The organism is Paracidovorax cattleyae, from assembly GCF_900104515.1.
Classification (GTDB): Bacteria; Pseudomonadota; Gammaproteobacteria; order Burkholderiales; family Burkholderiaceae_C; genus Paracidovorax; species Paracidovorax cattleyae.
This window is the reverse complement of record NZ_FNJL01000009.1, coordinates 169670-179038: the sequence shown is the minus strand read 5'-3', so window position 1 is coordinate 179038 and position 9369 is coordinate 169670. Positions and strand designations below refer to the sequence as shown.

6 protein-coding genes and 1 pseudogene are annotated in these 9369 nt (G+C 69.1%); 3 read left to right on the top strand and 4 right to left on the bottom strand.

Going from position 1 to position 9369, the window contains the following annotated elements; translation table 11 throughout:
- Nucleotides 1-92: 92 nt before the first annotated feature.
- Nucleotides 93-1058, bottom strand: a pseudogene (locus tag BLR05_RS09650) (PQQ-dependent sugar dehydrogenase); the annotation flags it as partial.
- A 140-nt stretch (nucleotides 1059-1198) separates the two neighbouring features.
- Between BLR05_RS09650 and BLR05_RS09645 the strand changes: the two are divergent.
- A complete protein-coding gene (locus tag BLR05_RS09645; protein ID WP_092834060.1) occupies nucleotides 1199-1618 on the top strand; it encodes an RNA-binding S4 domain-containing protein in 420 nt (139 codons plus the stop codon).
- 24 nt (nucleotides 1619-1642) lie between these two features.
- Here the strand turns inward: BLR05_RS09645 and BLR05_RS09640 are convergent, their stop codons facing one another.
- Nucleotides 1643-2194, bottom strand: coding sequence for a hypothetical protein (locus BLR05_RS09640; RefSeq protein WP_225978886.1), 552 nt, complete (start codon nucleotides 2192-2194; stop codon nucleotides 1643-1645).
- A gap of 286 nt (nucleotides 2195-2480) precedes the next feature.
- Between BLR05_RS09640 and BLR05_RS09635 the strand changes: the two genes are divergently transcribed.
- Nucleotides 2481-7094 (top strand): PAS domain S-box protein, encoded by a 4614-nt coding sequence (locus BLR05_RS09635; protein ID WP_092834056.1) that lies wholly within the window; start codon nucleotides 2481-2483, stop codon nucleotides 7092-7094.
- A 30-nt stretch (nucleotides 7095-7124) separates the two neighbouring features.
- Here BLR05_RS09635 and BLR05_RS09630 read toward each other — a convergent pair whose 3' ends face one another.
- Both BLR05_RS09630 and BLR05_RS09625 read right to left on the bottom strand, forming a co-directional pair.
- On the bottom strand, nucleotides 7125-7742 hold the full coding sequence (locus BLR05_RS09630; RefSeq protein WP_225978887.1) for a hypothetical protein: 618 nt from the start codon (nucleotides 7740-7742) through the stop codon (nucleotides 7125-7127).
- A 63-nt stretch (nucleotides 7743-7805) separates the two neighbouring features.
- Nucleotides 7806-8474, bottom strand: a complete 669-nt coding sequence (locus BLR05_RS09625; protein ID WP_225978888.1) for a hypothetical protein — start codon at nucleotides 8472-8474, stop codon at nucleotides 7806-7808.
- A 443-nt stretch (nucleotides 8475-8917) separates the two neighbouring features.
- Here BLR05_RS09625 and BLR05_RS09620 point away from each other — a divergent pair, with 443 nt between their 5' ends.
- The gene (locus BLR05_RS09620; protein WP_092834054.1) at nucleotides 8918-9235 is read left to right on the top strand and encodes a KGG domain-containing protein; all 318 of its coding nucleotides are present in this window, start codon (nucleotides 8918-8920) and stop codon (nucleotides 9233-9235) included.
- Nucleotides 9236-9369 lie beyond the last annotated feature (134 nt).

Here is a 9369-nt window from a genome sequence, read left to right as displayed (position 1 = left end):
GAAGAACTGCGAGAGGTTGCTCAACACCAGCTTGCAGTTCGTCCACTTGGCATTCTTGGCTTTGCTGTGTCGAAGATCGTAAACAGGCTCTAAGGCCAGCCGTAGAAGCCGCCCTCCTTTACCGAGGTGAGGTAGTCGGGCACCAGGTCGCTGCCGATTTCATCGCGTTCATTCACCACGGTCCACAGCGTGCCGGAGCCCGGCTCCCAGCCCATGCCATTGGGATTGCGCAGGCCGCTGGCGAAGATGCGGTGCGCGCCCGTGGCGCGATCCACCTCCCAGATGGCGGCCCGGCCGGCTTCGGCCTCCATGCCGTTCTCGGCCACGTTGCTGTTGGAGCCGACCGTGACATACAGCCTCGCCCCGTCCGGGCTGGCGATGAGGTTCTTGGTCCAGTGGTGGTTGAGCGGCCGCGCGGGCAGGTCCACCACCTTGGCCGGCGCGGCCGCGATGGCGGTCTGCCCTGCGGCATAGGGGAAGCGCACGACGGCATCGGTGTTGGCAACGTACAGATCGCTACCGACCAGTGCCATGCCGAGAGGAGAATTCAGCCCCTGCAGGAACACGCTGCGCGTTTCCGCCACGCCATCTCCGTCGGCATCGCGCAGCAGCGTGATGCGGTTGGCCGACGGTTTGCCGGATCCAGCCCGTGCCATGACCTTACCCATGACCCAGTTGCGCACCTTCTTGACCAACCCGTCGTCCGGGGGCGGACCTTCGGGCGCGGGCTTGTCGCTCTCCGCCACGAGCACATCCCCATTGGGCAGCACCATCACCCAGCGTGGATGCTCGAGCCCGCGGGCGAACGGTGTCACGGACAGTCCGGCCATGGGCTGCGGTGCGCCCCCTTCCGGCCACCCCTTGGCAGGCGCGATGTGCACGGTGGGAATCAGGGATTGGTGCGGCTCCGGCAGCGTGGGCCGGGGACCGATGCCTGCCTCGGCAGGCAAGCGGGCAGTATCTCCACAGCCGGCCAGGGCCGCCATGGCGAGCAGGGACACGGCCACCCGGCCATGGCCGGCGGTTCGGAGCGGGGAGCGGTGGAGAAAGAAGCGCATGGCATGAGGCCGGCAGGCCGGCAGCAGGAGGGCGATGCCGGCCAGTCTGGTCACCGCCGGGCGGTGACCGTGTCAGCCATCTTCGCCGAACGACGGCCTGCCGGGTACGGGGCGCTGCGGATCTCTGGGAAAATGCCGCCATGACCCCTCCCGAATCGATGCGCCTGGACAAATGGCTGTGGTGCGCCCGCTTCTACAAGACCCGGGCCCTGGCAGCGGAAGAAATCGGCAAGGGCCGCGTATCGGTGAACGGACAGGTCGCCAAGGCATCGCGGGAACTGCGCAGCGGCGATACCGTGGCGTTGCGCCAGGGCCAGGTTCCACGCACCGTCGTGGTGCGCGGGCTCAGCGCGATGCGCGGCCCGGCGCCCGTTGCGCAACAGCTCTATGAAGAGACGGATGAGAGCATCGCCGCACGTGCGCAGGCGGCCGAGATGCGCAGGCTGGCGCCCGAGCCGGCGGCCGCCCTGCAGGAAGGCCGCCCCACCAAGCGCGACCGGCGCGAAATCGACCAGGCGCGCGACTGGGGCAGCCGCTGGAGTGCCGCGATCGACGAATGAGTGACAGCCAGCGGCGCCGATGGTTCAGGAAGTGGTGTTGCCCGCCTGGGGCCGCAGCATGCGCAGCACGACGTTGAGATAATCGTCCATCCGCTGGCGCGCGCTTTCGGCTTCCCGCTCGAGGTCACGCAGGCTCTTGGCATCTTGCGCATGCTCCTCGGAGCCCTCGCCCAGGCAGATCGCCGACTGGCGCCGGGCCAGCCGCATTTCGGCAGTCTGCCAATCACGGCGCAACTCGCTCCATTGCTCCGACGCCGCGCGCAGCGCGGGCGCCTGGCCACCCTCTCCCGACCCATTCGCCTCACTCGCCCCTGGCGCACAAGGCATGGGTGGCCGATGCACTGGCGGCGGCGCGGACGGCCGGCGGCGGCGCAGGCCGTCCTGCCCGAGGGAGGACCGGGCGGCCATGAAAGTCTTCTCCGCCGCGAGATCCTCGCTGCCCCAGCGTCCGCGCACCGCATACCACGCGCCGCTGCCCATGGACCATGCACCACGCCAGCCATCCCCGCCGGGCCATACCAGAATGCCGACCCTGCGCCCCGCATGCTCGCGATACCGCAGGGGTTCGCGGGCCACGGGAACGGGGGGCGCGGACGCGTGGGAGTACGCGTCCAGGGAACGGGGCGTCGTTTGGATCTCCATGCCCCGGCGGGGGCAAACGGCATGCCCGCGGTCACGGCCGTTTTTGTCCGATTGGCGGGCCCGCGGGCGGGGCAGGCGTGTAAAACTTTCCCACGCATGCCATGGATGAGCAGGCTGCGCTCCGGCAGCGTTTTTTGCCCGACCGCAGTCACGGATTGCGCTAGCATCGTCGCCCCAGCCGCATTCCACGCACCGCGGTGCGCCCCCACAAGGACAAGAGATGGACGAGATCACCCCCGGCCCCGCCGAGGAGGCCGTGGCCGGTGCCGAGACCGGCTGCGCCGTCGCATCCGGCGAAGCCGCGCTGCCGGTGGTCGGACTGGGGGGATCGGCCGGCGCCATCCAGGCCCTGCGCGATTTCTTCGCGGGGATGCCCTCTTCCCCCGGCATGGCGTTCGTGGTCGTGCTGCACCTGTCCCCCGACCACGAGAGCATGCTGGCCGAACTGCTCCAGCGTGCGGCCACGCTGCGTGTGCGGCAGGTAACCGGCCCGGTGACGATGGAAGCCGACACGGTCTATGTCGTGCCTCCCCGCAAGGTGCTCGAAGTCCACGACGGTGCGCTCGCGCTCGCCCCCCTGCCACCGGACCGCCAGCGCCACGTGGCGGTAGACCTGCTGTTCCGCACCCTCGCCGAATCGCATGGCGCGCGGGCCACCGCGATCGTGCTGTCCGGCGCGGACGGGGATGGCGCCATCGGCATCAAGCGCATCAAGGAGCGCGGTGGCCTCACCATCGCACAGGATCCGGGGGAAGCCTATGCCAGCGGCATGCCTGGATCGGCCATCTCCACCGGTATGATCGACTGGGTGCTGCCCGCCGGACAGATGGCCGCACGCGTGATGGAATACCACCGCATGGCCCCCCGTCTGCGGCTGGAGGCCGCGCACGGCGCCGGGCCGCCGGACTCGGGCGCCGAAGCGGCCAATGACGAGGCCGCACTGCGCGAGGTGCTGGCGCTGCTGCGCCACCGCACCGGCCGCGATTTCGGAGACTACAAGCGCGCCACCGTCGTGCGCCGGGTGGGACGCCGGATGCAGGTGAATGGCATCGGCACGATGCCCGGCTACCTGGACTGCCTGCGCACCCGGCCGGGCGAAGCCGGAGCGCTGCTGCAGGACCTGCTCATCAGCGTGACCAATTTCTTCCGGGATCCCGTTGCCTTCGTGGCCCTGGAAGGCCAACTGCCGCAGCTGTTCCAGGGCAAGACCGGAGCGGATGCGCTGCGCGTGTGGGTGGCGGGCTGCGCGACGGGTGAAGAGGCCTACTCCATCGCCATGCTCCTGACGGAATATGCCCGGACGCTCGACACGGCGCCCGTGCTGCAGATCTTCGCCACCGACCTGGATGACGCGGCCATCCGCACGGCCCGCGAGGGCTTCTATCCCGCGGCGATCGAGAGCGACGTGTCCGCCGAACGGCTGCGGCGTTTCTTCGTGCGTGAACGCGGCGGCTACCGGGTACGGCGCGAACTGCGTGAAAGCGTGCTGTTCGCGGTCCATGACCTGCTCAGGGATTCGCCCTTCTCCCGGCTCGACCTCATTTCCTGCCGGAACCTGCTCATCTACCTGAACCGAGAGGCCCAGCACCGGGTGCTCGACACCTTCCACTTCGCCCTCATGCAGGGCAAGCTCCTGTTCCTGGGGTCCGCCGAATCGGTGGACGACGGCGATATCCGGTTCGCGGTGATCGACAAGCTGCACCGCCTGTACGGCCACCAGACCGCGGCGCGCGCGGACCTCCTGCTGCCCGCAGGGCCGGGCCCGGCCGCGGCGGCGCTGCACGTGCAGCACGCGAGCCACCAGGGGCCCGTCGTGCATTCCGGCGCGATGGTGCGCTACTTCGCGGACGCCGAGCGCCCGCCCCTGCAGGCTGCGGGCGAGAAGGCCACGCCGTGGGGCGAGGTCCACCTGCGGCTGCTGGAGCAGCTCGCGCCGCCCTCCATCCTCGTGGACGGTGAACAGAACATCCTGCACATGTCGCCTTCGGCGGGCCGGTTCCTGGTCTTCCACGGCGGCGAGCCTTCGCGCAACCTGATGCGGCTGATCCACCCAGCGCTGCGCATCGAGTTGCGGGCGGCGCTCTACCGCACAGGCCGGACCGGCCAGCCCATGCGGCTGGCGGCGGTACCGGTGGAAACGGCTGGCGGCACCGTCCGGGTCGCCGCCGAGGTGCGGCCCGTGCCCGACCTGGGCCAGAGCCTCTCGCTCGTCCTGCTGCCTGCGCCACCCGAACTGCCCTCCTCTTCCTTGCCGGCCACCGAGGTGCCCCAGGACACGGCCGCGGAGCAGCTGGACCGCGAACTGGAACTGCTGAACGCCCAGCTGCGCAGCACCATCGAGCAATACGAAGCCTCCACCGAGGAACTGCGGGCCAGCAACGAAGAGTTGCAGGCGATGAACGAGGAGCTGCGTTCCGCGACGGAGGAGCTGGAGACCAACCGGGAAGAGCTGCAGTCCATCAACGAGGAATTGACGACCGTCAACCACGAACTCAAGAGCAAGGTGGACGAGCTGGGTCACGCGAACAGCGACATGCAGAACCTCATGGACGCCACCGCCATCGCCACGGTCTTCCTCGACCGCGACCTGCGCATCACCCGCTTCACGCCGTCGGCCGTCACCCTCTTCAACCTCATCGCCACCGACGTGGGGCGGCCGCTATCCCACCTGCGCACGCAACTGCAGTATCCGGAACTGGCCGAGGACGCCCGGCGGGTGCTCGAACGCCTCGCACTGGTGGAACGCGAGGTGGGCGCCAGCGACGGCAACTGGTATCTCGTGCGCATGCTGCCGTACCGGACGCTGGACGACCGCATCGCGGGCGTGGTGCTGACCTTCGTGGACATTTCCGAGCGCAAGCAGGGCCAGGAGGCGCTGCGCCGCTCGGAGGATCGCTTCAGCGCCATCGTGAACCAGGCCGTCGTCGGTGTGGTGCAGACGGACCTGGAGGGCCACATCACCTTCGTCAACCGGCACTACAGCCACATGCTCGGCTACGGGCACGACGAGCTCATCGGCACGCAGCTGCTCGACCTGATCCATCCCGCCGACCGCCAGCTGAGCGCCCACCTCATGCGGCGCCTCGCCGATCACGGCGAGCCCTTCCACATCGAGAAGCGGTGCCTGCGCAAGGACGGCAGCACGCTCTGGCTGCACAACAGCGTGAGCTATCTGGCCGACGCGTACGGCGGCCCCACGGCCTCGATCGTGGTGTGCAACGACATCAGCGAACGCAAGCGCGCCGAGAACGCGCTGCGCGAGAGCACCGAGCGCCTGCGCCTGGTCGTCGAGAACGCGGTGGAATACGCCATCTTCTCCACCGACCTGGACCGCCGCATCACCACCTGGAACAGCGGGGCGGAGCGCATCCTCGGCTACAGCGAGAACGAGGCCGTGGGCCAGCTCGCGGACATGATCTTCACGCCCGAAGACCGTGCGGCCGGGGCACCGCTTTCCGAAACGCGCACGGCACTGGCCACCGGCGGCGCGCTCGACGACCGCCTGCACCAGCGCAAGGACGGCAGCCGCTTCTGGGCCAGCGGCGCACTCATGCCCATGCACGACGGCGCGGACACGGTCGTCGGTTTCGTCAAGATCCTGCGGGACCAGAGCGACCAGCGCGCGAGCCAGCAGGCGCTCGAGCAAAGCCGGGCCGACCTGCTCAAGGCCCTGCGCGAGAACGAGGAAGCCCGCGCCGCCCTGCAGGCTGCCGACGCGACGAAAGACCGCTTCCTGGCGGTGCTGTCGCACGAGCTGCGCAACCCGCTGGCGTCGATCGCCGGCGCATCGGCGGTCCTGGCCACCGAAGGCGCCGAACCGGCCGACCGCGACCAGGCGGCGCGCATCGTGCAACGGCAGGCGCGCGCCATGGCCGTGCTGCTGGACGACCTCATGGACCTGTCGCGGCTGCGGCTGGGCCGCATGGTGCTGCAGCAGCGCGAGGTCGCGCTGGAAGAGATCGTCGAAGCCGCCCTGGAAGCCACGCTCGGCGCCATCCGCGCGGCAGGCCACGAACTCGTGCAGGATCTTCCCGGTGACCCGGTCATCCTGCGCGCGGACCCGGTGCGCATTGCCCAGGTGCTCGCGAACCTGCTGAGCAACGCCGCGAAGTACACCCCCGACCACGGCCGCATCCGGCTGTCGGCCTGGACCGAAGGGGAATCCATCCACCTGCGCGTGGAAGACAACGGCATCGGCATGGATCCGGACACCGTGGACGACATGTTCACCATGTTCTCGCAAAGCCCGGACGCCGGCATGCGGCATACCCAGGGCCTGGGCATCGGCCTCGCACTGGTGCGCAACATCGTGGAAATGCACCATGGCACCGTACGCGGGGAAAGCGCGGGTCCCAGCCAGGGCAGCCGCTTCACCGTGCAGTTGCCCTTGCCCGTCCCTGCCCAGCCCTCGACTTCCGGCGCCGGCCGCGCGCAGGTACCCGACGACGGCCAGGGCGCAGGTGACCGTGCGCCCCGCGTCCTGCTGGCGGACGACAACGTCGATGTCACGTGGTCCATCTCGCACCTGCTGGAAGGCTGCGCCGTGGCCACCGCCGCTGACGGGCACGAGGCACTGCGCAAGGCCCGTGAGCTGGAGCCGGACGTGGCAGTGCTGGATCTCGGCATGCCCGGCCTCGACGGCATGTCGGTGGCGCGGGCGCTGCGCGCCGAACCGTCCGGCGCGCGCATGCTGCTGGTGGCAGCGACGGGATGGGGCCAGGACCACAACCGCGAGCAGGCGCGCGAGGCCGGCTTCGACGCCTACATGGTCAAGCCGCTGGACGTGCGCGAACTGCAGCGCCTCATCCAGGCGCACATGCGGTCCCGCAGGTAGCGCTGCGCGGTCGGCACCGCTGCGCGGTCTCTACGTGGCAGCCACCACTTCGACCGCCTCGGCTTCGCGCACGAGCTCGGTACCGGCCGTCCAGGCATACGACGCGGACGCGGCGCACGACGGCGAGCCGTCCTGGTCCACCGCTTCGCGGTAGGCCAGCGAGGATTCACCTTCTTCCTGCGGAACCTGCGCGAAGCGCATGCCGTCCTTGCGTAAATCGGTCTCCGCATCGGCCACCTGCCGCAGGTAATCCCGGTGGCTTTCGAACCGGATGAAGGCCGGCAGCGCGCCGTCGCCGAGCACCTTGGCGGGGTCGCACCGCTTCAGCCGCTTGAACAGCTCCTGCACCACCTGGAAATGCCCGAGCTCGTAGTCCCGGAACATCTCCCAGATCGCCCGCACGCGGGGATTGCTCTCCTGCTGTGCGCAGCCCGCATAGTTCCAGACCTCGCAGGCCTCGGCGATGAGCAGCTTCTCCAGCGGCGTCTCGTGCGGGTTGGGCATCGAGCCGTAGTGGGTGATGTGCTGCGACTCCACGGATGCGATCTCTGCGTAGAGCTGCCGCGCCACGGGTTCGCCGTTCATGAGGATGGCGCGCACGCGCGTGAGGGCATCATCGTCGAGCTTGCTGATGGGCTTGCCCACCATGTCCTTTCAGCTCAGGCGCTGGCGCTCCAGGGGCGGTGCCCTTGTCCTGGAAAAGATGGATCGTCATGGGTTGTCCTTTTGGAAAGAAGGCCGGGGAAGAAGACGTGGGGAAGATTGACCAGAGCCTGCCCCGCCTGTTGCATCAGCAATTCCCAACCCGCGTTGTCGGTGAGCTCCGCGGTCAGCATGGCCGACAGCGCCTGCGCCAGCGTCGTGCGCGGGTCCGACACCACCTGGATCAATCCCCATCGACGCGGTGGCGACCACGTCCGCGCACGGCGTCTGCGCCGTGGGGTCGCCGCCGAGTTGCCGCATGGCGTCGCACAGCATCTGGAAGTGCTGCAGCTCCTCCGCGCGGATGCGCGGCAGGGTCGCCAGGGCCGAAGCGTCCGCCTGCAGCGCGACGTCGTCCGTGCCGCCGCGCTCGAAGACGATGCGTTCGCCGAACTTGTTCAGGAGGATCTCGGGATGCTCGCCCATGGGCTTGCTCACACCCGTGCGCACCATGCTGCCCAGCGACGTGGGCGGCGGCACGGTGCCGAGCGGCCCGGCTTCCTGCGCGCACAGCAGGCGGACTTCCCTGCCCTGCGACAGATCGATGGGACCGGGCGGCGAATACCGCTCGACGGCATCCTCCATCGCCTGCGCGCCGCCGGCGACGCCGAGGCGCCCGTGCGATTCATACCCGTGGTGGTGGCTTCCATGAAAACTCCTTGCGTTGCGTGCTGTCATCGTGGGGAAGGAAGCGATCCATGATTTGCATCCGCTCCGGCACGCCGCGCAGGAAGCCGCGCGGGACACGGCCCGCGTTACACCAGGGCCGCGTTGCAGTTGCCGGAGCCTGTGGATGGGGTTTTGCAAGCATTGCTGCAAATCCCGCTCGGCATGCAGAAATGACCATCGGCGCCCGGCATCCGCAAGGCTGCGGCGCTGCAGGTGCATGCAGGAAAAGCCGTCCGCAACGCGGCCAAACCCTTTGTTTCGTTTCCATGCACTCCGCCCTGCGCCCCTCGGCGCGTTCGTAACAGGCTGCGGCCGCACAGCTCTGCCGACACGCCGATGCCGCGCTGCAGACCCGGCGGATGGCATGTCCGTTGCCCCCTGCCTCATCGACAGCGCTGCACTGCGCGGTCACATCCAATTCACCATTCGTTATGTTCCAAAGGAGAAATCACATGGCATCGAATCAAGGCAATCAAGGCAATCAAGGCAGCCAGGGTGGCGGTTCCGGCCGCGGATTCGCCGGCATGGACCCCGAGCGCCAACGCGAAATCGCCGCCGAAGGCGGACGCGCAGCGCATGCGAGCGGTAATGCCCACGAGTTCAACTCCGGGGAAGCCCGCCGCGCCGGCAGCATGAGCCACGGCGGCGGCAACAACAACCAGCAGAACAGCAGCGGCAGCAGCCAGAACAGTGGGGGCACGCGCGGCGGCGGCGGCAGCAGCGAGCAGCATGCACAGGCCGGCCGCCAAAGCCACAAGAACGACCGCTGAGCGACACACCAAGCCGGCCCTGCGGGCCGGGCACGGCATCGCCTCCGGGCAGGTGCGGCGTCCCGGCGCCGTCGGGCACCCGCACCAAAGGCCAACCAGGGACGCCCGGTTGGCCTTTTTTCGTGGACGCAGCC

Bases quoted from the DNA above. Each gene is read 5' to 3' on its own strand.
- BLR05_RS09645 (WP_092834060.1), top strand. From the start codon at position 1,199: ATGACCCCTCCCGAATCGATGCGCCTGGACAAATGGCTGTGGTGCGCC.
- BLR05_RS09625 (WP_225978888.1), bottom strand. From the start codon at position 8,474: ATGACAGCACGCAACGCAAGGAGTTTTCATGGAAGCCACCACCACGGG.
- BLR05_RS09620 (WP_092834054.1), top strand. From the start codon at position 8,918: ATGGCATCGAATCAAGGCAATCAAGGCAATCAAGGCAGCCAGGGTGGC.
- BLR05_RS09635 (WP_092834056.1), top strand. From the start codon at position 2,481: ATGGACGAGATCACCCCCGGCCCCGCCGAGGAGGCCGTGGCCGGTGCC.
- BLR05_RS09630 (WP_225978887.1), bottom strand. From the start codon at position 7,742: ATGGTGGGCAAGCCCATCAGCAAGCTCGACGATGATGCCCTCACGCGC.